Raw genomic sequence first — 21,557 nt, forward strand, 5'->3', positions numbered from 1 at the left:
GGGCCGGGCGCGGGCCGGGCGCGGGGCCGCCCGCCGTCCGCACGGTCGGCGAGCGCTCCCGCGGGGCCGCTGCGACGGTCCCCGACTCAGTCCAGGGCAGGCCGGTACACGGTGAGCGCCTGGCGGGCCTTGGCCAGCCGCAGCGCACCGGCCGCGGGGACGGACTCGCCGTCGACCGCGATCCGGTCGGCGCTCCCCAGCGCGTCGAGGTCGAGGGCGCCGAGACGGGCGGAGTGGTAGACCCGGGAGCGGGAGAGGGTCCCGGAGAGGAAGGCGGCGGCGAGCCTGGTCCGGCCGAACGGGCTACCGCCGTCCACGATCCGGATGTCCAGCAGGCCGTCGGCGAGACCGGTCCGGTGGGTCGGGGCGAAGCCCGGCGGGTCGTACGCGCCGTTGCCCGCGAACAGCAGCCAGAGCCGCCGGTCGCGGCCGCCCGCCCGGACGGTGACCGGTTCGGCGGCGGCCAGCACCCGGACCACCGCCACCGCGAGCGCCGGCCACTTGCCCAGCCGCCCCTCCAACGACTCCCGCACCCTGACCAGCTCGGGGTAGACGCCCAGACTGAAGGTGTTGAGGAAGTGCCGCCGCTCGGTGTCGTCGGCGGCGATACCCAGGTCCACCCCGCAGGCGGTCCCGGCGGCCACGGCCGCCGCGGTCGCCTCCGGCCCGTCGATGCCGAGGTCCAGGGCGAAGTGGTTGAGCGTGCCACCGGGGAACACCGCGAGCGGGAGGTTCCGCTCGACCGCGAGCCCGGCGGCCAGGTTCACGCTGCCGTCGCCGCCGCAGACCCCGAGCGCCCCGCCGGCCGCTGCGGCGCGGTCGGCCGCCTCGGTCAGCAGCGTGGGAAGGTCGTCGTCGGGTCCGCAGACCCGGACGTCGGCCCGCGTCAGGAGCGTGCGCAGCAGCTCCGCGGTCTCCTCCGGTCCGGCGGGCGTCAGGGCGCCGCTGCCGGAGCCGCTGTTGACCACGACCGACAGCCCGGCTCCCTCGGGCAGCGCCGGGGCCGCGCGGCGGGGCGGGCCCGCGGGCGGCGGTACGTCGGACGACCTGGGCCACCATCGCAGGGTGAGCGCGGCGAGCGCGGAGCCGAGCGCGAACCCGGCCAGCACGTCGCCCGGGTAGTGCGCACCGGTGTAGACCCGGGACGCCCCGACGGCCAGCGCCACCGGCACCACCACGGCCGCGGCCGCCGGGGACTCGATCGCGACCGCGGTGGCGAAGGCGGCGGCGGAGGCCGAGTGGCCCGAGGGGAACGAGGTGGTGATCGGCTGGCGCAGCAGGCGGCGGGCGGCCGGCACCGGGTCCAGCTGCGGGCGCGGACGCCGGGTCAGCTGTTTGGCGGCGATGTTGGCCACCGTGGAGGCGAGCGCCAGCGAGCCCACCCCGCGCAGGGCCGCCCGCCGGCCGGCCCGTCCGCCGACGGCCCCCAGCACCGCGGCGGTGCCGAACCAGAGCACGCCGTGGTTGGCGGCCCGGCTCAGTCCGCGCATCCACGGCGCGGTCCGCCGCCCGGTGCCGCGCGAGCGGGCCGTGGCGATCCGCGTGAACAGGGCTTGGTCGAGTACGTCCAGTCGCCTCATCCACGTGAGCCTAGACAGGGTCGGCCCGGAATGCGAGGTCGGGACCTGCTCCGGAGCGTCTCGCAACCGGAGGCGGACCGGGGGGAGTCGTTCGGGGAACGCGCCCGGACGGCCGGGCACCCCACCGGCGACGGCCGGTCGGACCCGTCCCGGTCGAAGCTGAGTACGGGTACTCAGGCGCACCGCAGCGGGGTCCCGCAGACTGGCCGACAACACTGCGAAACCGTCACAAGGACCACGCCACCGCCATGATCAGTCGCACCGCAGCGTTCCTCGTCCCCGCCCTCGGCCGTCTCCACGTCACCGCCGAAGGCGCCGAACTCCCCGCCCCCGGCAGCATCGTCGCGGCCAACCACACCTCGCTCGCCGACCCGGTCGTCGTGTTCGCCGCCCTGCACCGTCTCGGCATCCGGCCGGTCGTGCTGGCGACGGCCGGGCTCTGGCGGATCCCGGCGCTCGGGCAGCTGCTGCGCCGCGAGGGGCACATCGCCGTCCACCGGGGTACCGCGCGGGCCTCCGAGGCCCTCGACGCAGCCGCGGAGGCACTCGCCGCCGGGCGGGTCGTCCTGATCTACGGAGAGGGCGGGCTGCCCCGCCGCCGGGACTCCGGTGAGCAGCCGCCGGGGCCCTTCCGCAGCGGCCTGGCGCGGCTCGCCCGCGCCGCCGACGCTCCGGTGGTCCCGCTCGGCCAGGCGGGCTCCCGGCGGCTCACGTCGGGCGGCTCGTTCAAGCAACTGGCGGGCCTGGCCACCGCACCGGTCCGCCGTCCGACCCTCCACGTCCACCTCGGTGCGCCGGTCCGGCTGGCCGGCGACGCCGTCGAGGCGACGGCCGCGGCCCACCGTGCCGTCACGGCGGCCTGGACCGTTGCCGCGCGCCGGGCCGAGGCCGCCTGAGCCGGCGGGGCCCGGGATCGGTTCCGGGCAGTTCCCGTCGGGCGGGTGACGGGCCGTCGACGGCCGGGGACCGGCGCGGGAGCGGCAGTGTCAGTGTCAGTGTCAGTGTCAGTGCCGGTGCCGGTGCCCTACGGTCACGGCACGGCCGGGGGGCGCAAGGAGACGAACGGACTGTTCTCGGCGATCGCCCGCACGGCGGTGGTGGTCGACGACACGGAGGCGGCGCCGACCTTCTACCGCGACCTACCGCGACGGGCTGGGCCTCACGGTGCTCTTCGACGGCGAGGCCGACGGCCACCGTCTGCCGCACGCGGGGCTGTCGGACGGGGCGGGGCTCCGGCTGATGCCGGCGGAGTCGCCCGAGGCGCGGGCGGTGGCGGGGCGGCAGACCGGCGGGCTGCCGTTGCCGGCCTCCACACCGCGGACCTCGACCGCGTGGAGGCCCGGCTCGCCGAGCTCGGGGTGTCCACCACACCCGGGGTACCGGGCGGTGGCCCGGACCGTTCACTGCACTTCCGGGCCTCTACGGCAACGAGCGGGTCGCCGCCCAGCTCGCCTGAGCCGGAGGCGGCCGGTCGGGAACCCTGTGGTCCGGAACTCCGCCGTCGGGAGCCGCGCGGGCGGTGACGATCCGGTGGCGACGATCCGGTGGCGACGATCCGAGGCCGGGGCGGGGTCGGACGCGGCCGGGGGAAGCAGGGCGGACCGGAGCGGGGCAGGATGGGCCCATGGAGCGGACGTTCGAGGAACTGGTGGCCGAGGCCGAGGCGGTGTCGGTCGACGGGTGGGACTTCTCCTGGCTGGACGGCCGCGCGACCGAGGACCGCCCGTCGTGGGGGTACCAGCGGCTGCTGGGGGAACGGCTGGCCCGGGTGTCGGCGGCCCTGGACGTGCAGACCGGCGGCGGTGAGGTGCTGGCGGGAGTGGCCGGGAGCTTCCCGGCCACGATGGTGGCCACCGAGTCCTGGCCGCCGAACGTGGCCCGCGCGACCGGGCTGCTGCACCCGCTGGGCGCCGTCCTGGTCGCCGATCCGGACGAGCCGCCGCTGCCGTTCGCCGACGGCGCCTTCGACCTGGTGACCTGCCGGCACCCGGTGACGGTCTGGTGGGAGGAGATCGCCCGGGTCCTGCGTCCGGGCGGCAGCTACCTGGCCCAGCACGTCGGGCCGGCCTCGGTGTTCGAACTGGTCGAGTACTTCCTCGGGCCGCAGCCCGAGGCACGCCGGGCCCGGCGACCGGAGGACGAGGCCGGGGCCGCCCGGGCCGCCGGACTGGAGGTCGTCGACCTGCGCTCGGAGCGGCTGCGGACGGAGTTCCGCGACATCGGTGCGGTGGTCTACTTCCTGCGCAAGGTGGTCTGGATGGTTCCGGGCTTCACGGTCGGCGCGTACCGGGATCGGCTTCGTGAGCTGGACGCCCGGATCCGGGCGGAGGGGCCGTTCGTCGCCCACTCCGCCCGGTTCCTGATCGAGGCCCGGAAGCCCCGGGACCCCGGCCGGCCGAGTGCCCCGGACGACCGGGGCGGGCCGGTCAGCCTGCCGTGACCAGGTCGAGGTAGCCGTCGTTCCACAGGTCCTCGTCGCCGTCCGGCAGCAGCAGGACCCGGTCCGGGCGCAGTGCCTCGACGGCCCCGGGGTCGTGGGTGACCAGCACGATCGCGCCGGGGTACGTGCCGACCGCGGCCAGGACCTCGGCGCGGGAGGCGGGGTCGAGGTTGTTGGTGGGCTCGTCCAGCAGCAGGACGTTGGCGCCGGAGTGGACCAGTCCGGCCAGGGCGAGCCTGGTCTTCTCGCCGCCGGAGAGGACTCCGGCGGGCTTGTCGGCCTCGTCGCCGCGGAAGAGGAACGCGCCGAGCACGTGCCGCAGTTCGCCGTCGGTGAGGTCGGGCGCGGCCCGGGAGAGGTTCTCCAGGACGCTGCGGGCCGGGTCGAGGGTGTCGTGTTCCTGGGCGAAGTAGCCGAGTCTCAGCCCCGGGCCGGGGACGATCCGGCCGCCGTCGGGGTGCTCGTGGCCGGCGAGGATCCGCAACAGGGTGGTCTTGCCGGCGCCGTTGTGGCCGAGCACGACCAGCCGGGTGCCCCGGTCGACGGCGAGGTCGAGGCCGGCGAGCACGCGCCGTCCGTCGTAGGACTTGGCGAGGCTGACGGCGCCGAGCGGCATCCGGCCACAGGGCGCCGGGTCGGGCAGCCGGATCCGGGCCGTGCGCTCGGCCCGCCGGGCCGGTTCGAGGGCGGCGAGCATCCGGTCGGCCCGGCGGGCCATGGAACGGGCGCTGACGGCGGTCGCGACGTTGGCCCGCATCCGGTCGGCCTGGGCGTGCAGCGCGGTGGCCTTCCGCTCGGCGTTGGCGCGTTCGCGGACGCGGCGGCGTTCGTCGGCGTCGCGTTGGACGAGGTAGGCGGCCCACCCGGTGTTGTGGACGTCCACGGCGGCACGCCGCGGGTCGAGGTGGAAGACCCGGTTGACGGTGGCGGCGATCAGCGGCACGTCGTGGCTGATCAGCACCACGCCGCCCGGGTAGCCGGCCAGGAAGTCCCGGAGCCAGGCGACGGCGTCGGCGTCCAGGTGGTTGGTGGGCTCGTCGAGGAGCAGGGTGTCGTGGCCGGCGAAGAGGATCCTGGCCAGTTCGACCCGGCGGCGCTGACCGCCGGAGAGTGCGCCGAGCGGGCCGTCGAGGACTCGGCCGGGCAGGCCCAGGCCTGCCGCGACCCGGGCGGCCTCGGCCTCCGCCGCGTAGCCGCCGCGAGCCTGGAACTCGGCCTCGGCCGTGGTGTAGGCGGCCATGGCCCGGCGTTGGGCCCGTTCGGGAGCGGCGGTCCCCGTCGCGGGGTTGCTCGCCGAACGGCCCGTCGCCGCGACCACGGCGGTGGCGGCCTCGGCCAGCGCGGTCTCGGCGGCGCGCAGGGCGCGGACGGCGGAGTCCAGACCGCGTGCGGACAGGATCCGGTCCGTGACGGTGACGGCCGGGTCGGCGGCCCTGGAGTCCTGCGCCAGGTAGCCGACCGGGCCGGTGCGGGTGACGGTCCCGGCGGCGGGCCGGATCCGGCCCGCCAGGGTGGAGAGCAGGGTGGTCTTGCCGGCGCCGTTGCGGCCGACGAGGCCGATACGGTCGCCGGGCGCGATGTGGAGGGTGACGTCGGACAGCAGCAGACGGGCGGCGACGCGCACGTCGACACCACGGGTGGTGATCATGGGATGACGCTCCGGAACAGCGGACGGACACACGGGTGGCGTGGAGGCGGGTCCGTCAGCTAGGAGATGCGGGGCGTCGACATGGGGCCGACGGTAGCGCGGGGGGCCGGTGCTTCGCATCCGGATTTCCGTCCGGCCGGGGCGGAGGGGGGCGTGCGTGCGGGACACGGTCTTGCCTGACCATGTCCGCGACATGTTCCATGGCTCCATGGGGCGCAGCGAGCTCGTTCTGATGACCGATCACAGTTCGTCCGAGGGCAGTCGGGAGGCGCTGGCCTCCGCCGTGCACAGGCTCACCGGCCGGGCACCCGTGCTGCTCGACGCACGGCACTTCATGGCCGGCGGTCCCGGCCTGGTGCGCGGCGTCGACGGCGGGGTCAGCCTTGAGGTGCCCGGCGAGGGCCTGGCCGTGGCCGCCACGGCGGTGCTCCTCTACGAGATACCGCCGCACCGGCGGACGGAGCTCGCCGACTGCCAGCGCGCGCTGCGCGAGCACGGTGTGCGCTCGCTGGGCACCGCCGTGGACGGCTGGCGGGTGGCCACCGACAAGCGCCTCGCGGTGGAGCGGTTCGCCCGGGACGGCGTCCGCCAGATGGCCACCCTCACCCTCTCCCGGCCCACGCCCGAGGAGGCGGCCGAGGTCTTCGACCGGCTCGGCGGCGACGTCTGGGCGCGGCCGGCCGTCGGGATGAGCGGCCAGGACGTGTTCCACGTCACCACCCGGGCCCAGCTCGCCGACGCCGCCCGGTGCTACGCCGAGGCCGGCACCGACTGGCTGCTCGCGAGTGACGCCGGCAACTTCACCGCCGACGGTCGGCGTCACCAGTTCCGGGTGACGGTGCTGAACGGGCGGGCGATCCGCGCGGTCGAGCACGTGCAGGCAGACCCGGACGCACCGTGCAACCTCGCCCGGGGTGCCGTCTCCACCCCGCTTCCGGTCGACGACCTGCCCGCCGGACTGGCGGAGCTGGCGGTCGAGGCGACCGGAGCGGTGGGGCTGCCGTTCGCCGCCGTGGACCTGGCGGCCCAGAGCGGCGGTGTGGTCTTCGAGGTCAACGTCCACCCGGCGTTCGGTTCGCCGGGCGCGCTGGAGGCGGTCGCGGTCCCGTACGTCGCCGCCCACCTCGAACCGTCCCACTGAACGGTCGCAGCTGAGTCCCGGCCGAACGGTCCCACCGAGCCGCCGTACCGAGCAGCCGCGCACGGCTGCCGTCCGGTCGGCGTCCCCGCCGGCCCGTCGCCGATCACCGCCGCCGTGCCCCGTTCGGCGGTCGTCCGGGGGTCGTCCGGGGTCGTGCCGAAGGGAGCCGCACTACCGAGCGTAGTCGACCGAGCGTGGATCGACTTCGGCGTCACGAGGTTCGCCGATCGTCTCAACACTCCTGCAAAACAAGGATGCTGACGGTTCGAAAGGTATGAACGGAGGGTCGCGCGGAAGGGCTTTCGCCGCCGTCGCGCGCCCCTTCGGGCGTGTTCCGCCGGATCGGGCGCGGGCCCCCTGGTCGAAGGGAGTCCCCGGTGGGTACTAGACTCATTGAAGTTGTGAAGGCACCTCGTTCGGTGAGGCGTCGCCACGGACACAGGCCACTGACCCCACGACGTCGAGAGACGCCCAGGGTCAGGACAGGTCTCCCCGGCCTAAGGGGTGACCCCAAGTGGCTGCACCCCCGGGTGCTACGCCGTGGCGTGCCAAAGCTCTGACGAGATCAGGGGTGCCCACCCGTTTCTGTCGCGGGCACGTGTGCGTGCGGCCGGACGGTGTGGATCCTCCTGGTGGCCCGGTCACGGTGACCCTGCGTGGGCGCCCCGACGGCGAGGAGGTGAGATCGGTGGAGAGCAGTAGCCCGGGTCGAAGTCGGCCCTGCCCCAGGACGTCCCCCCCATCTCCTGGCCCCCGGCACTTCTCCTCCCGCACCGCTTCCGGCTCCCGTCGTCGCACCGCCCGTCGCTGATCCCGGCAGGCGGCACCGCGCGGCCGGGCGCCGTGCGTGGTGGAGGGCAACCGGGCGTCTCCCGCCTGCCCCGCCCCGAGCCTCCCGGCCGGGTGCGGTGGCCCCCGAACAGCGGAGGTACCCCGCCATGTCCGACTGGCGTGTGCGCGCCGTGCGCGCAAGCAAGCGTCCGTTCTCCCGTTCCGTCGTCCCGACCCGCTCCACCGACACCCAGCCCGCCCCCGAGCACTCGATGGACCCGCGCCCGGACCAGCCGGCCGAGGACGTCAGCCTGGAGCGTTCGGTCGTCGACGCCGCCGTCTACCGCGAGGGCCGCCGGATGCCGACGCCGGCCAACCTGGCGGACGTCTACCGCGAACTGCCCGGCAAGCCCGGCACGATGGCCTGGATCGGGCTCTACCGCCCGGCCGAGGCGCAGCTGCTGGAGGTCGCGGAGCGGTTCAACCTGCACGAGCTGGCGGTCGAGGACGCCATCGTCGCCCACCAGCGGCCGAAGCTGGAGCGCTACGGCGACACGCTGTTCGTCGTGCTGAGGGCCGCCCGGTACCTCGACGACGTGGAGGAGGTGGACTTCGGCGAGATCCACCTCTTCGTCGGCCCCGACTTCGTGTTCACCGTCCGCCACTCGCAGGCCCCCGACCTCTCAGCGGTGCGGCGGCGCCTGGAGGCCGACCCGGAGCTGCTCGCGCTGGGCCCGGAGGCCGTCCTGTACGCGGTACTGGACGCGGTCGTCGACGGCTACGCGCCGGTCATCGCGGGCCTCCAGCACGACATCGACGAGATCGAGACCGAGGTGTTCGGCGGGGACCCGCAGGTGTCCCGGCGCATCTACGAACTCTCGCGCGAGGTCATCGAGTTCCAGCGTGCCACCCGACCGCTGCTGGAGATCATGAAGAGCCTGGAGGCCGGCTTCGGCAAGTACGGCACCGACGACGAGCTCCAGCGCTACCTGCGGGACGTCGCCGACCACGCGACCTACGCCGCCGAGCGGGTCGACGGCTTCCGGCAGATGCTGCAGAACATCCTCACCGTCAACGCGACCCTGGTGTCGCAGCGGCAGAACGAGGAGATGAAGCAGCTCGCGGAGGCCGGGCACGCGCAGAACGACGAGATCAAGAAGATCTCCTCCTGGGCGGCCATCCTCTTCGCCCCGACGCTGATCGGCACCGTCTACGGCATGAACTTCGACTCGATGCCCGAACTCAAGTGGGCCTTCGGCTATCCGTTCGCGATCGCCCTGATGGCGTTGGTCTGCACGAGCCTCTACCTGGTCTTCAAGCGCCGCAACTGGCTCTGACGGCCGCGGCGCAGGCTCTTCGTCCCGCGCGCGTCCGCCCCTGTGCCGTCCACCGTGCCGCTGTCCGCCGCGTCGCTGCTCGTCCGGCCGTCGGCCGGTGGGCGGGCCCAGAGGAGGACGGCCAGGGTCAGGGCGGCGACGCCGAGGAGCCAGCGGGGCGGTCCGGCCGGGAGCACCCCGAGGGCGAGGCCGGCCAGGGCGCCGACCAGTTGCAGGGCGAGCGACTGGACGGAGAGCGCGGTGGCCCGGGCGTCCGCCGTGACGGCCCGGTGGAGCAGGGCGCCCTGGCTCGGTCCGGCCGTGCCCAGCCCCAGGTAGGCCAGGCCGTACCCGATCGCGGCGGACGCGGCGGCGGCCGGGCCCGCGGTGTTCGCGGTGACGGCGAGCAGCAGGAGGCCGGTGGCGCAGAGCACGAGGCCGACCGGAACGGCGCGGGCGTCGCCGAACCGTTCGGCGGCGCCCGGGGCGATCCTGGCGCCGAGCGCGGAGCAGAGGAAGCCGGCGCAGGCCAGCCCGCCGACCAGGACCGCGCCGGACTCCACGGTCCCGGTGAGGTCGGCGGCCCGCCCGGGGGTGAGCAGTTCGGCCACCGCCAGGCCGGCCCCGGTGGCGGCGGCGGTGAGCACCACGCGCCGGACCACGGCGTTCCGCCTGCCCAGCCGCAGGCCGGTGGCGATGGTGGTGGGGACGTCGGCGACCACCGTGCGCAGCGTCGCCGGCGGCCGTGGGGGTTCGGCGAGGGCGGCCAGGACGTAGCCGGCGAAGACGGCCGCGACGACGGCGCCCAGGAGGACCGGTACCGCGAGCGGCAGGACCAGGCCGCCGGTCGCCAGGGTGAGGCGGTCGCCGAGGTCGCCGGAGAGCAGCCACGGCACGGCCCCGCCGACCAGGGTGCCGACGGCCAGGGCGACGGAACCGGTGGCGCTGCCCCGGGCCAGCCCGGGTCGGAGGTCGCCGTCGGCGCCGGTCCGGGCGTGCACGGCGTCGACGTACCAGGCTTCGGCCGGGCCGCTCGCCAGCGCGCGCGAGGCACCGAGCAGCACCATGCCGGGGAACAGCAGCGCGGGGGAGTCGCCCAGGGCGAGCAGGGTGAAGGCGGCGACGCCGACCAGACCGGCGGCGGCCAGGACGGGTCGGCGGCCGAGGACGTCGGAGAGCCCGCCGGTGGGCAGCTCCAGGGCGGCGGTGGTGAGCGAGTGGGCGGCGAACAGCCCTGCGACGGTGCCGAGCGGGAGGCCGCGTGCGGTGAGCAGCAGCACCAGGGGGGCGGTGGCCAGGCCGAGCGGTAGCCAGTAGAGCAGGCAGGTCGTCAGGTACCGCCGGCGGGCCGCGTGTTCGTCCAGCGGAACGGTCATGCGGGATCGTCCTGGCCGGTGGATGCGGGCACGGGTACGGGTGCGGCCGTGGGCGCGGCCACGGACACGGGCGCGGATGCGCGGGCGGCCGTGGGGACGCCCCCGCCGGTGGGTGCCGGGGCGGGTGCCGGGGCCGGGGCGAGCGGCCCGGCAGCGGTGATCGACGCGACCATGGGAGGAGGGTAGACCGCTCCGGGCACTCTGCAGAAGGAGTTCCGCAGCGCCGGTTCCCTCCCGTCAGGGTCACAACTCGGTCGCACCACAAGTGATCTGACGGTCCGAAGGGAATGGGTGCGAGGGACTTTTCGGAACGAGGGGGCGGGCCGTGGGCGGGCGGGGGCGGCTGCTGTGGCGGCTGGTCGGGGCGGCGGTGCTGTTCGGAGTCCTGGCGGGACTCGCCGCATCGCTGGTGGTGCTGGCGCTGACGGGGCCGGTCGACGGGATCCGGGAATACACGAGAGAGCACTGCGTCGTGATCTGGGGGCGGAACTGCTGACGATCCCTCAGGGGCGTTCGAACAGCGGGGCACCGCCGGCCAGACGGGACCATTCGGCGTCCGGATCGCGCTGGGTGCGGTAGACGAGGTGCAACCGCACCGCGCCGTCGGCGGAGGCGAAGCGTGCGAGCGGCCCGTCGGCGCCGGGCAGCGCGCGCGGCTCGGCCCACTGCTGGGCGAGAACGGCCAGGGGCGCGCCTCCGTCCACGGTCAGCACCCAGGTGGCACGGCCGCCGGAGACGGACGCGGGGTAGCGGGCCGCGAGCAGCGCGACGCCGGCCTCGTGCACCGTCGCGCCCTCCCGGAGGGCGAGTTCGGCGGCGTGCGGGGCATCGGTGTCGTCGCCCATCGCGACGCTGTCCCGGGTGAGTCGGACCATCACGAGGATGAGAATACGCTGCTCCGACCCCTCCCAGAGGCGGATGCCGAACCCTCCGTCAGGCGCATGGGAGGGTGGTGGGTATGCGTGCTAGCTTCCGGCGCATGGGATCACGTGGGGCACGTGGAGCAGCGGCACAGCAGGCGATCGAGGGGCTGAAGGAGCTGGTCGGGGAGGGTCTGGCGGTCGAGGAGCTGTTCCGCAGGGCGGACGAACTCCTGCGCGGCGTCCTGGAGTACGACGCCGTCTGCTGGCACTCGGCGGACCCGGCGACGGGCCTGGTGACGTCCGTGCTCAGCGACGACCTCAGCCTGGCGACCTTCGAGGACGCCGTCCGGCTGGAGGTGTGGGAGGACGACTACGCGACCTTCCCCAAGATCCGTCTCAGCGGTGTCCGGGCGGAGACGCTCAGCCGGGCCACGCGGGGGGAGCTGAGCGAGAGCATCCGGTTCCGCGAGCTGATCAGCCCCGCCGGGTTCGGCGACGAGCTGCGCGCGGTGTTCGACGCGCACGGCGGGATGTGGGGCTGCGCGGCGTTCATGCGGGGCGCCGACCGGGGGCCGTACCTCGGCCAGCAAAGGGAGTTGGCCGACCTCGCGGCGCGGCACCTGGGCAACGCGCTGCGCGCGTGTCATCTCCCGGCCGTCGGCGAGGCCGGTCCGGGCGCCGGCCCGGGAGAGGGGGAGCCCGGTCCGGCCGTGGTCGTGCTCGGCCCGTCCAACCGGCTCCTCGCGATGGCGGGACCGGCCGAGGACCTGCTGCTCCGGCTCGCGGACCCGAGCCGGACGTCGCTCGGCGTCCCGACCGCCTTCGCGATCGCGGCCGAGCAGGCGCGTCGGACCGCCTGCGGGCTGCCGGTGCCGCAGACGAAGATACGGGTGCAGGACCGGGACGGTCAGTGGTACGTGCTGCACGGTTCGGCGCTGAAGGGCGGCGCGGCCGGCGAGGTGACGGTGGTGGCGGCCCCGGCGACACCCGCCGACGCCATGCCGCTCTACCTCTCCGCCTACGGGCTGACGGTGCGGGAGCAGGAGGTCGCGCTGCTGCTGGTGCGCGGGTGCGACACCCGGGACGTCTCGCGGCTGCTCGCGATGACGCCGTACACGGTGCAGGACCATCTCAAGTCGGTGTTCGCGAAGGCGGGCGTGGCCAGCCGCCGCGAACTCGTCGCCCGGATCATGCTCGGAGGCGGGGCCCCGTAGGGGCGTGCGCGGGTGTACGTTCTGACGGGTCGGCAGGCGCCGGACCGGTGACCGTCACGGGAACCACCGTTCGTTAGCTGACCATGGGGGGTTCCGCACCGGGCCCGCCGGGCCGTCCGGAGGGGGCCAGGAATGAGCATGGACGAGACCGCAGGTCCGGCGGGAACCGGTGGTGGCGGCGGAAGCGCCGGAGGCGTCGGGGGAGACGGCACCTCCACCACGCCCGGAACGGCGACCGCCGTCGACGGCCCGGGCGGCCCGGGCACGCCGGAGCAACCGGGCGGTGACGGCGGCCCCGGCGGGGCCGGCCGCCGGGCGGGGAAGGAACGGCGGAAACGTCCGCTCTGGCAGGAACTGCCGCTCCTGATCGGCATCGCGATCCTGCTCTCCCTGGGCATCAAGACCTTCTTCGTCCAGGCCTTCTCCATCCCCTCGGGCTCGATGCAGCACACCCTGGAGAAGGGTGACCGCGTCCTGGTCGACAAGCTCACCCCGTGGTTCGGCGCCGAGCCGGAACGCGGCGAGGTGGTGGTCTTCAGGGACCCGGGCGGCTGGCTGGGCCCGGCGCCCAGGTCCGAGGGCAACGGCTTCGTCGAGGGCATCCGTACGGCGCTCAGCACCGTCGGCCTGCTGCCGTCGGACGACGAGCAGGACCTGATCAAGCGCGTCATCGCGGTCGGCGGCGACACCGTCGAGTGCAAGGAGGGCAGTCCGGTCAGGGTCAACGACGTGGCGCTGGACGAGCCCTACCTCTTTCCCGGGGCGACACCCTGCGGGGACGCGCCCGTCGGCACCGTCACCGTCCCCAAGGACCACCTGTGGGTGATGGGGGACCACCGGAACGACTCGCGCGACTCGCGTTTCCACGTCAACGAGCCGAGCGGCGGCTTCGTCCCGGTGAAGAACGTGATCGGCCGGGCGTTCGTGATCGCCTGGCCCCTGACGCGCTGGGACACCCTGCCCGTGCCGGACACCTTCGACCAGCAGGGCCTCGCCGCCGGCAGCACGTTCGGCGGGTCGGCGGGTGACCCGCTCGGCGGGCCTCCGGCGCCGGAGGCCGCCGTGACGGCCGTCGCCGTTCCCCTCGCCCTGTGGGCGCGCCGGCGCACCGCCCGCAGGGGGCGCTGACCCCCATCGCACCGCCGGCCCGTCCGGCTCGCCCCGGTCAGGCGCGGCGGGCGCCGTAGCGGGCGAGGAAGAGGTCGATCCCCGCCTCGATCACCACGGCGAGCTCCGCGTCGTCGACCGGGGTCTCGGGGGCGAAGGTGTGCGTCAGCTGCGGGATGCCGACGGTGGTCGCCACCAGTTGCTGGACGGCGAGTCCGGGATCGGGTACGTCCAGCTCGCCCCTGGCGGTCAGCTCGGTGAGCGCCTCGACCAGGGGGCCGTTGTTCATGTCGTAGGTGACCTGGTACCAGAGCCGGCCGAGCTGCGGGAACCGGTCGATCTCGCCGATCACCAGGCGGCGCAGCGACATGATCTCGGGGCGCAGCAGGATCCGGGCCAGCTCGGTGGCGTGCCGGACCAGCGCGCCGCGCAGGTCCGGGGAGTCGGTGACGGCGCGGCCGGCCGGCGTCAGATCGGCGTACGTCCTGGGCAGGACGCCGCCGACGACGGCCAGGAACAGGCGTTCCTTGCTGCCGAAGTGCTTGTAGATGGTGGCTTTCGAGACGCCGGACCGGCCGGTGATGGTGTCCATCGAGGCCGCCGAGTAGCCCTCGGCGAGGAACTCGGCGAGCGCGGCGTCGATGATCGCCCGACGCTTGCGGGAGGCGGCGTCGGAGGGGTCCGGGATGATCGGGATGCCGTACTGGTCGGTCGCGTCCTGGGGGTCGGCTCCCATGGCTGTCCTTCGCGCGGTGGTGGGGGTGCGGGGCGGGGTGGCGGCGTCGGACCACCGGTGGCGTCCGGTACCGGGCACCGAGGCCGGAATCAGGAGGAACCGGGCACCGGGAACGGGCGCCCAGTATATGAACTGAACCGTTCGGTCGGCAAAGGAGGGCGCCGGTCGTACCGGTGGCGACGCGGGCCGGGAGGGCCGTGTGCCGTCACGCCCCGAATGAACTACACCGCCCGGTGCACTGTCAATACTGAACTGTTCAGTTGACACTCTGAACTGATCGGTTTAGTTTTCTCGGTGTCGGCAACGACGAGCACGAAACGACCACCTCCACCGAAGGAGCCCGCCATGACCGCCTCCAGGATCTTCGCCATCTCCGGCTCGCTGCGTGCCGACTCGCACAACACCCGACTGCTGCGCGCCGCACAGAAGTTCAACCCGGGCGGCCAGGAGATCGAGATCTACGAGGGCCTGCGCGACATCCCTCCGTACGACCTGGACCTCGACACCCCCGAGCTGCGGCCCGCCGTCGTCCAGGACCTGCGCCGCCGGGTCCAGGAGGCCGACGGCCTGCTGATCGCCACCCCGGAGTTCAACTACTCCATCCCCGGTGTGCTCAAGAACGCCATCGACTGGCTGAGCACCGACTGGACCCGCACCGAGGGCCTGCCCCTGCACCGCAAGCCGACCGCCATCCTCGGGGCCGCCCCGACCAACTTCGGCACCGTCCGCGCCCAGCTGGCCCTCCGTCAGGTGTTCGTCTGGACCGAGACCGACGTCGTCGTGAAGCCCGAGGTCATCGTCTTCCGGGCGCACGAGCGCTTCGACGGGGACGGCAACCTGACCGACGAGACCACCGTCGGACTGCTCCAGGGCCTGCTCGCCGCGCTCCAGGAGAAGATCGACGCCCGCGCCGCCCGCCCGGCGAGCTGACCACCGGCGCCGACGACGGCAACGGGACCGGCGCCGACACCCGCCGACGGTCCCGTGTCGGTGACGGCGGCCGGTCGTCGGTCTGCGGTCCGCGGCCGGACGTCTCAGCCGGCGAAGCGCGGGACGACCAGGCCGGACTCGTACGCGATCACCACCGCGTGGGTGCGGTTCTGGGCGCCGAGCTTGCTCAGCACGTTCCCGACGTGGGTCTTGACCGTCTCCAGGCTCACCGTGAGCGAGTCGGCGATCTCCGGGTTGGACAGGCCCGTGGCCATCGACCGCAGCACCTCCTCCTCCCGGCCGGTCAGCGCCGCCCTGGGCAACGCCTCGGAGGAGTCCAGCGGGCGGGCGGCGACCATCCGGCGCAGCGCCGCCGGGAAGAGGATCGCCTCGCCCGCCGCCACGACCCGCACCGCTTCGGCGATCTGCCGCACCGGGAGCCGCTTGAGCACGAAGCCGCTGGCGCCCGCACTCAGCGCGGCGGTGACGTAGTCGTCGTTCTCGAAGGTGGTGATCACCACGACCTTCGGGGGTTCGGCCGACTCGGCGAGCAGCTGCCGGGTGGCGTCGATCCCGTTGCGGCGGGGCATCCGCACGTCCATCAGGACGACGTCCGGCCGCAGCCGCTGTGCCAGCTCGACCGCCTCGACGCCGTCGGCTGCCTCCCCGATCACCGAGATCCCCGGTTGTACCGACAGCAGCGTGCGCAGTCCGCTGCGGGTCACCTCGTCGTCGTCCGCGATCAGGAGCGTGACGGCGGTGACGGCGGGGTCGGTCGGGCCGGTGGTTCCGGTGGCTCCGGTAGTGGAGGAGAGGGAGGCGGTGCCGTGTCCCGCGTCGGCCGCCCCGGCCGGGTGTGGGGCGGGGTCGGTCGGGCCGGCCGCGCTCGCGTCGGAGCCGATCATGCGGACAACCGTACCGGCAGCCGGACCGCCAGCCGCCAGTGCTGCGGACCGTCCGGGCCGGCCTCGATCTCACCGTGCAGCAGCCGAACGCGCTCGGCCAGTCCCGGCAGGCCGTGCCCGGAGGTGGGGAAGGATCCCGGGCTCCGGCCGCTGCCGGCCCCGGTCCCCACGGCGGTCCGGTTGACGACGCTGAGCTCCAGGCCGTCCGGAGCGGCCGCCACCCGGACCTCGATCGGACCGCCGGTCCCGTGCCGCAACGCGTTCGTCAGACCCTCCTGGAGGATCCGGTACGCCGCCCGGGAGAGCGTCCCCTGCACCTGCGTCAGCTCGCCGGACAGCTCCGGCTCCACCAGGGCGCCGGCGTGCCGGATCCGGTCCAGGAGCTCGGGCAGGTCGGCCAGGGTCCGGGTCGGCGCGGTGCCCGCCTTCTCCTCGCGCAGCACGCCCAGCACGTAGTCCAGGTCCTCCAGGGCGGCCCGGGTCGACTCCTCGATGCTGCGCATGGCGGCCCGCGCCGCCACCGGGTCCGCGGCCAGTACCTCGCCCGCCACCGCCGCCTGGACGGTGGCGGCCGTCAGGGTGTGCCCGATCGAGTCGTGCAACTCGTGGGCCAGTCGGTTGCGTTCGGCGAGTCGAAGTTCGCGCTCGGCCGCCAGGGCGAGTCGCTCGGCCGACGACGGGCCGAGCAGCCTCGGCGCCGACCACCGCAGAGCGCTCGTCACGGCCCCGCACACGACCGCCGCCAGGAGCAGGCAGACGGCCGCCAGCACCCAGCTCCAGACACCCGTCACGCGTATCGACCGGTCGAGCAGCGTCAGCTTCGCGTCGGTGCCGGTCCAGTTCTCCGGCATGGCCACGGCGGCGGCGACCAGCACGGTGCTCGCCAAACCGCCCGTCCACCCCAGCGTGACGTGCAGCAGCAGCCAGGCCGGAGTCCGCCAGCGGTCGGCCCGCGACGGTGCGGCGGGGGCCGGTGCGGGAGAGGGCTGTGCGGCGGACGTCGGCGCGGCGCCGGCCGGGCTCGCGGGCCGGGGGGCGGCCACGGGATCGGGCAACGACACCTTCAGGAGCCGGCGGGCACCCGCGATCAGCGCCCGCCGCGTGGTGCGGAGCAGCCCGACGGCACCGACCAGGACCGCCCAGACCAGCAGGCAGAGAGCGGCCTGCACGCCGAAGGGCGCGGACGGCCAGGCCAGCGCCGGCAGGATCGCGAAGGGCAGCAGGGGGAGGCTCGCCAGCGCGCCGCAGTAGGCGAACAGCACACCCGAGTACGTGGAGCCGCGCAGGAGCGGCCGGAGTCCTTTGATCATGGTCGTCAGTATGGCCGCGCAGCTCACAGGGGACCTCCCCCGATCGGGGGAGCGCTCTCTCCCACCCTCCCGGGGCCTGTCGTCCCGACCTCCCGCCGTCCGGCGGTGTGCGACCGCGACCGCGACCTCGGGGATCGGGATCGTGTCCTGACCGACCGCCGGATCGCCGGCCCGCCACGTGCGTCGGGGTCGGGGTCGGAGGGGACGGGGGCGGGGGTGGCCGTCCGAACCGCGTCGATTATATTTCTACACGCCTGTAGAAGTTTGTCGAGGGGGCGGCCCGTGGGTCGACGACGTGACGCTCCCGCGCCTGGATCGAGGAGCACGATGACGCACCGGATCGCCCGTTGGACCGCCGGATTCCTGGTGGCGCTCGTCGCCGCCGCCGGACCGACCGCCCTGGCCGCCGGCACGGCGGAGGCCGCGCCCCGGAGCTCCGCGCCGGTGGCGGCGGTGACGGACCCGGCTGCCGGATCGGACCGGCTGCCGCAGTCGACGCACGTGACCCTGACGGATCGGGCGGCGCGGACGGATCGGGCGGACCAGGGGGATCGGACGGTTCGCGCGGCCGGGGTGTCGCAGGCGGGCCCGGTGGCGGCCGAGAAGGAGAAGAAGAAAGGTTTCTTCGCCAAGCTGGGCAAGTTCCTGCTGGTCGTGGTCATCCTGGTGATCCTCTTCTTCGTCCTGCTCGTCGTCGCGATCGTCTACGCCGCCAAGCGCATCTTCGGTCGCCGCCGCTGACGGGCCGTAGCGCCCGCGCCACCGGCGGCGGTCCGGCCGGGGACGACCCCGGCCGGCCCGCGACCGGCCGGCCCGCGACCGTTTCGGACCGCGGCCGTTTCGGCCCCCACCGTTTCGCGCCGCCGCCGTTTCGGGCCACCGGGGTCGAATTGGCCCTGGCCGGGCCCGTGCCCGCCCGGTGAGGATGGGTGGCATGAGCGACTTCCACCACGCGCTGCACCCCGAGAGCCGGATCGTCCACCCGCCCGTCGAGGAGGTGACCGGCAGCCGGCCGCTGGGGGTGCCGCTGCACCAGGGCCACGTCTTCGCCTTCCCCGACAGCGACGCGCTGGCGCACGCGTTCACCGGCCCCGGCCAGGCCTTCCTCTACAACCGCTACGGCAACCCGACGGTCCGCTCGCTGGAGAACGCGGTGGCCGACCTGGAAGGCGGTGCCGGCGCGCTGGCCACCGCCTCCGGGATGGGCGTGATCAACACCGTGCTGCTTGCGCTGCTCCGCTCCGGCGACCACGTGATCGCCCAGCGGAGCCTGTACGGCGGCACGTTCGCCACGCTCGCCGACCTGGCGGAGCGCTGGGGTGTGGAGGTCACCCACGTCGGGGGCGACGACCCGGAGGAGGTGCGAGCCGCCCTGCGGCCCACCACCCGGCTGCTGCACCTGGAGACCGTCTCCAACCCGACCACGCGGGTCACCGACCTTCCCGCGCTGATCGGCGTCGCCCGGGAGGCGGGCGTGCTGAGCGTGGTGGACAACACCTTCGCGACCCCGCTGATCTGCCGGCCGATCGAGCACGGCGCCGACATCGTGGTGCACTCGGCCACCAAGTACCTGGGCGGTCACTCCGACGTACTGGCCGGTGTCGCCGTCTTCGCCGACGCCGAGCTTCACCGGCGGGTCTGGCAGCACGCGATCGAACTGGGCTCCTCCCTCGACCCGTTCGCCGCCTGGCTGACGCTGCGCGGGATGCAGACCCTCGGTCTGCGGGTGCGCCGGCACTGCGAGACGGCGTCCGACCTGGCCGGCCGGCTCGCCGCGCACCCGGCCGTCACCACCGTCCACTACCCGGGCCTGCCCGCCCACCCCGACCACGAGGTCGCCCGCCGGCTGCTGCCCGACGGACAGGGCGGCGTGCTCGGCGGCGGGGTGCTGGCCTTCGACCTGGCCGGTGGACGGGACGCCGCCCGCACCTTCACCGAGTCGGTCCGGCTGGCGGCGCTCGCGCCGTCGCTCGGCGGGGTGCACACGCTGGTCATGCACCCGGCGAGCACCTCGCACCGCCAGCTCGACGACGCCGAGCTGGCCGCCGCGGGGATCAGCCCGGGCACCGTCCGGGTGGCCGTCGGCATCGAGCACCCCGAGGACCTCTGGGCCGACCTGGAGCAGGCGCTGGCCGAGCTCTGAGGTCCGCCACCGGCCGGGCCCGGCGCGGTGGTCGGGACGATGGGAGGGGCGATGGGAGGGGCGGCGGACGGGGCGGCGGGTGAAGCGGCGCGGGATCCGGCCGGGCACACGCCTGGAGCGGGGTCACGGCCGGGCCCGGGGCCGCGCGGCCAGGACGGCGACGTCGTCCTCGGCCGGGCCGGCGCCGGGGGAGTAGGGGCCGAGCGCGTGCAGCACCGTGTCCAGCAGGTCGTCCAGGTCCCCGGCGGTGGGGAGCCGTAGTGCGGCGAGCCGGGCGAGCGAGGCGTCGATGTCCTCGCCGCGCCGCTCCACCAGGCCGTCCGTGTAGAGCAGGAGGGTCTCGTCGGGCAGGAGCTCCCGGCCGACCTGTTCGTAGCCGCCGACGCCGGTCCCGAGCGGTGGACCGGTCGGGATCCGCAGCAGTTCGGTCGGCCGGTCCGGAGCGATCAGGGCCGGCGGCAGGTGGCCCGCACTGGAGAAGGTCCAGCGGTGCCGGCCGGGGTCGGCCAGCGCGAGCAGGCAGGTGGCGGGGCGGGCGGACTCGTTGGCGGCGATGACGGTGTCGAGCTGGCGCAGGATCCGGTGCGGCGGCAGGTCCGTGCCCGCCACGTCGCGCAGCGTGGAGCGGTAGTTGCTCATGTCGACGGCGGCCTCGACGCCGTGGCCCATCACGTCGCCCATCACCAGCAGGGTCCGGCCGAACGGCAGCCGGACCGTCTCGTACCAGTCGCCGCCGACCACCGAGCTGGTGCCGGACGGCAGGTAGCGGGAGGCGAGTTCCAGGTTCTGGTGCGGGTGGCCGGGCTCGCTCAGCAGGGCGCGCTGGAGGTCGAGCGCGATGCCCTGCGAGTGGCTGTACCGGCGGGCGTTGTCGATGCCGGTGGCGGCCCGGGCGGCGAGGTCGCCGACGAGGACGGCCTCGTCCGTGGTGAAGACGGGGGCGGTCGGGGGTGCGGTCGGCGCAGTGGCGTCACCGGTGCCGGCCGTGCCGGCCCGGGCCAGGGTCATCAGCCCGACCAGCCGGCCGCGCGCGGTCAGCGGGACGGCGAGGACCGACGTCACCCCGGCGGCCCGGTACGCGGCGAGGCTCGCCGGGTCGGGTGCGGCGGCGGCCAGCTCCTCGGGGGAGCGCGGCCCGACCAGGACCGCTACGCCGGAGGCGAGGGCGCGGGAGGCGGCCGAGCCGTCCCGGTGGCGGACCGACTCGCCCGGGTGGGCGAGGCCGGCGACCGCGCCGCGCAGCCGGTCCGCGCAGCCGACGGCGGCGCGGCGCAGTCGCAGCCCGGACACGCCGTGGCCGTGGACGGCGGTCTCCGTCGGCAGGAGGTCGACGGTGACCAGATCGGCGAGTCGGGGCACGGCGAAGGCGGCCAGCTCGGCGCACGTGGTGTCGACGTCGAGGGTGGTGCCGATCCGCTCGGCGGCGGCGTCCAGCAGCGCCAGCCTGGTGCGGGTCTGCGCCAGCTCGCGCCGCAGTTCCTGCACGGGGTCGGGGTCGTCCAGGACGACGACGACCACGCCCGTGACGTGCCCGGCGGCCGACAACGCCCGGTAGCGCACGCGGAGCCCCGGCGGTACGGGGGCGCCCGGGCCCTCCGGGCTGCCGGTGGTGTGCTCGCGGTCCCGGCCGTCGGCGACGATCCGGCGCAGCGTGCCCGCCGCGCCCCCGAACGACGTCGACTCGACCGGCCGGCCGAGCAGGTCGGCCCGGCGCAGCCCGGTGGCGGTGGCGAACGCCGCGTTGAGGTACTGCCAGCGCAGGTGCTCGTCCAGGATCGCCACGCCCGCCGGCAGCACCGCCAGGAGGTCACGGAGCAGGTCGGGCATGTCACCTTCGGTGAGGTCGCCGCCGCTCCCGGCGAAGGCCGCCGCCGCTGCCGCGAACGCCGTGGCGTCCGCGCCTGCGGGTGTGGCGCCCTCTCCTCCGCCGCCGTTCCGGAACCGCATGCCCCCATGATCACCCGCCCGGGCGCGGCACGCCCACGGGTCGGTCGATCCTTGACCGATCGGGGGTGGGTGTTGTAGGAGGCCGCGACCGCTGCCGCGGAGGCGCGGGCGGCTCCGGGGCCCGCCGCGG

The 21,557-nt window shown here is 75.0% G+C and carries 18 protein-coding genes and 1 riboswitch; of the genes, 10 read left to right on the forward strand and 8 right to left on the reverse strand.

Features of this window, described 5'->3' with window-relative positions; translation table 11 throughout:
* Positions 1-86: 86 nt before the first annotated feature.
* Positions 87-1,580 carry a phosphatase PAP2 family protein gene (locus ABZY91_RS19715; RefSeq protein WP_329952795.1) on the reverse strand — a complete coding sequence of 498 codons (1,494 nt, stop codon included), beginning with the start codon at positions 1,578-1,580 and terminating at the stop codon, positions 87-89.
* 248 nt (positions 1,581-1,828) lie between these two features.
* Between ABZY91_RS19715 and ABZY91_RS19720 the strand changes: the two genes are divergently transcribed.
* Positions 1,829-2,476, forward strand: coding sequence for a lysophospholipid acyltransferase family protein (locus ABZY91_RS19720; RefSeq protein ID WP_355403928.1), 648 nt, complete (start codon positions 1,829-1,831; stop codon positions 2,474-2,476).
* 728 nt (positions 2,477-3,204) lie between these two features.
* Positions 3,205-4,020, forward strand: coding sequence for a class I SAM-dependent methyltransferase (locus ABZY91_RS19725; protein WP_355403930.1), 816 nt, complete (start codon positions 3,205-3,207; stop codon positions 4,018-4,020).
* Here the strand turns inward: ABZY91_RS19725 and ABZY91_RS19730 are convergent.
* Positions 4,007-5,668 carry an ABC-F family ATP-binding cassette domain-containing protein gene (locus ABZY91_RS19730; protein ID WP_355403932.1) on the reverse strand — a complete coding sequence of 554 codons (1,662 nt, stop codon included), beginning with the start codon at positions 5,666-5,668 and terminating at the stop codon, positions 4,007-4,009. The two genes, ABZY91_RS19725 and ABZY91_RS19730, sit on opposite strands and share 14 nt — an antisense overlap.
* A gap of 208 nt (positions 5,669-5,876) precedes the next feature.
* Here ABZY91_RS19730 and ABZY91_RS19735 point away from each other — a divergent pair, with 208 nt between their 5' ends.
* Both ABZY91_RS19735 and ABZY91_RS19740 read left to right on the forward strand, forming a co-directional pair.
* Positions 5,877-6,809: an alpha-L-glutamate ligase gene (locus ABZY91_RS19735; protein WP_355403934.1), complete on the forward strand. Its 933-nt coding sequence runs from the start codon at positions 5,877-5,879 to the stop codon at positions 6,807-6,809.
* Positions 6,810-7,213: 404 nt separating this feature from the next.
* Positions 7,214-7,387: riboswitch (M-box (ykoK) riboswitch) on the forward strand.
* Between the two features lie 360 nt (positions 7,388-7,747).
* Positions 7,748-8,917, forward strand: a complete 1,170-nt coding sequence (locus tag ABZY91_RS19740) for a magnesium and cobalt transport protein CorA (protein WP_329881105.1) — start codon at positions 7,748-7,750, stop codon at positions 8,915-8,917.
* Here the strand turns inward: ABZY91_RS19740 and ABZY91_RS19745 are convergent.
* Complete coding sequence (locus ABZY91_RS19745) at positions 8,884-10,272, reverse strand: MFS transporter (RefSeq protein WP_355403936.1); 1,389 nt, start codon at positions 10,270-10,272, stop codon at positions 8,884-8,886. The genes ABZY91_RS19740 and ABZY91_RS19745 overlap by 34 nt on opposite strands.
* 325 nt (positions 10,273-10,597) lie before the next feature.
* Between ABZY91_RS19745 and ABZY91_RS19750 the strand changes: the two genes are divergently transcribed.
* Complete coding sequence (locus ABZY91_RS19750; protein WP_329952788.1) at positions 10,598-10,768, forward strand: hypothetical protein; 171 nt, start codon at positions 10,598-10,600, stop codon at positions 10,766-10,768.
* 7 nt (positions 10,769-10,775) lie between these two features.
* Here ABZY91_RS19750 and ABZY91_RS19755 read toward each other — a convergent pair whose 3' ends face one another.
* Positions 10,776-11,147, reverse strand: coding sequence for a hypothetical protein (locus ABZY91_RS19755; RefSeq protein WP_355403986.1), 372 nt, complete (start codon positions 11,145-11,147; stop codon positions 10,776-10,778).
* A gap of 104 nt (positions 11,148-11,251) precedes the next feature.
* Between ABZY91_RS19755 and ABZY91_RS19760 the strand changes: the two genes are divergently transcribed.
* Positions 11,252-12,349, forward strand: coding sequence for a helix-turn-helix transcriptional regulator (locus ABZY91_RS19760; protein WP_355403938.1), 1,098 nt, complete (start codon positions 11,252-11,254; stop codon positions 12,347-12,349).
* 138 nt (positions 12,350-12,487) lie between these two features.
* On the forward strand, positions 12,488-13,477 hold the full coding sequence (gene lepB / locus ABZY91_RS19765) for a signal peptidase I (protein ID WP_355403940.1): 990 nt from the start codon (positions 12,488-12,490) through the stop codon (positions 13,475-13,477).
* Positions 13,478-13,514: 37 nt separating this feature from the next.
* Here the strand turns inward: lepB and ABZY91_RS19770 are convergent, their stop codons facing one another.
* Positions 13,515-14,192 carry a TetR/AcrR family transcriptional regulator gene (locus ABZY91_RS19770; RefSeq protein WP_355403942.1) on the reverse strand — a complete coding sequence of 226 codons (678 nt, stop codon included), beginning with the start codon at positions 14,190-14,192 and terminating at the stop codon, positions 13,515-13,517.
* 345 nt (positions 14,193-14,537) lie between these two features.
* On the opposite strand from ABZY91_RS19770, the gene ABZY91_RS19775 reads away from it, so the two are divergent.
* Positions 14,538-15,122: an NADPH-dependent FMN reductase gene (locus ABZY91_RS19775; protein ID WP_329881097.1), complete on the forward strand. Its 585-nt coding sequence runs from the start codon at positions 14,538-14,540 to the stop codon at positions 15,120-15,122.
* A 104-nt stretch (positions 15,123-15,226) separates the two neighbouring features.
* Here the strand turns inward: ABZY91_RS19775 and ABZY91_RS19780 are convergent, their stop codons facing one another.
* The gene (locus ABZY91_RS19780; RefSeq protein ID WP_355403944.1) at positions 15,227-16,027 is read right to left on the reverse strand and encodes a response regulator transcription factor; all 801 of its coding nucleotides are present in this window, start codon (positions 16,025-16,027) and stop codon (positions 15,227-15,229) included.
* A complete protein-coding gene (locus ABZY91_RS19785; protein WP_355403946.1) occupies positions 16,024-17,337 on the reverse strand; it encodes a histidine kinase in 1,314 nt (437 codons plus the stop codon). Before ABZY91_RS19785 ends, ABZY91_RS19780 begins: the two co-directional genes overlap by 4 nt.
* Positions 17,338-17,664: 327 nt before the next feature.
* Here ABZY91_RS19785 and ABZY91_RS19790 point away from each other — a divergent pair, with 327 nt between their 5' ends.
* Both ABZY91_RS19790 and ABZY91_RS19795 read left to right on the forward strand, forming a co-directional pair.
* Positions 17,665-18,078 (forward strand): hypothetical protein, encoded by a 414-nt coding sequence (locus tag ABZY91_RS19790; protein WP_355403948.1) that lies wholly within the window; start codon positions 17,665-17,667, stop codon positions 18,076-18,078.
* 193 nt (positions 18,079-18,271) lie between these two features.
* On the forward strand, positions 18,272-19,480 hold the full coding sequence (locus ABZY91_RS19795) for an aminotransferase class I/II-fold pyridoxal phosphate-dependent enzyme (protein ID WP_355403950.1): 1,209 nt from the start codon (positions 18,272-18,274) through the stop codon (positions 19,478-19,480).
* Positions 19,481-19,603: 123 nt separating this feature from the next.
* On the opposite strand, the gene ABZY91_RS19800 is transcribed toward ABZY91_RS19795, so the two are convergent.
* On the reverse strand, positions 19,604-21,427 hold the full coding sequence (locus ABZY91_RS19800; protein ID WP_355403952.1) for a SpoIIE family protein phosphatase: 1,824 nt from the start codon (positions 21,425-21,427) through the stop codon (positions 19,604-19,606).
* Positions 21,428-21,557: the final 130 nt, after the last annotated feature.

Origin of the sequence: Kitasatospora sp. NPDC002965, from assembly GCF_040611255.1 — a bacterium.
GTDB lineage: Bacteria > Actinomycetota > Actinomycetes > Streptomycetales > Streptomycetaceae > Kitasatospora.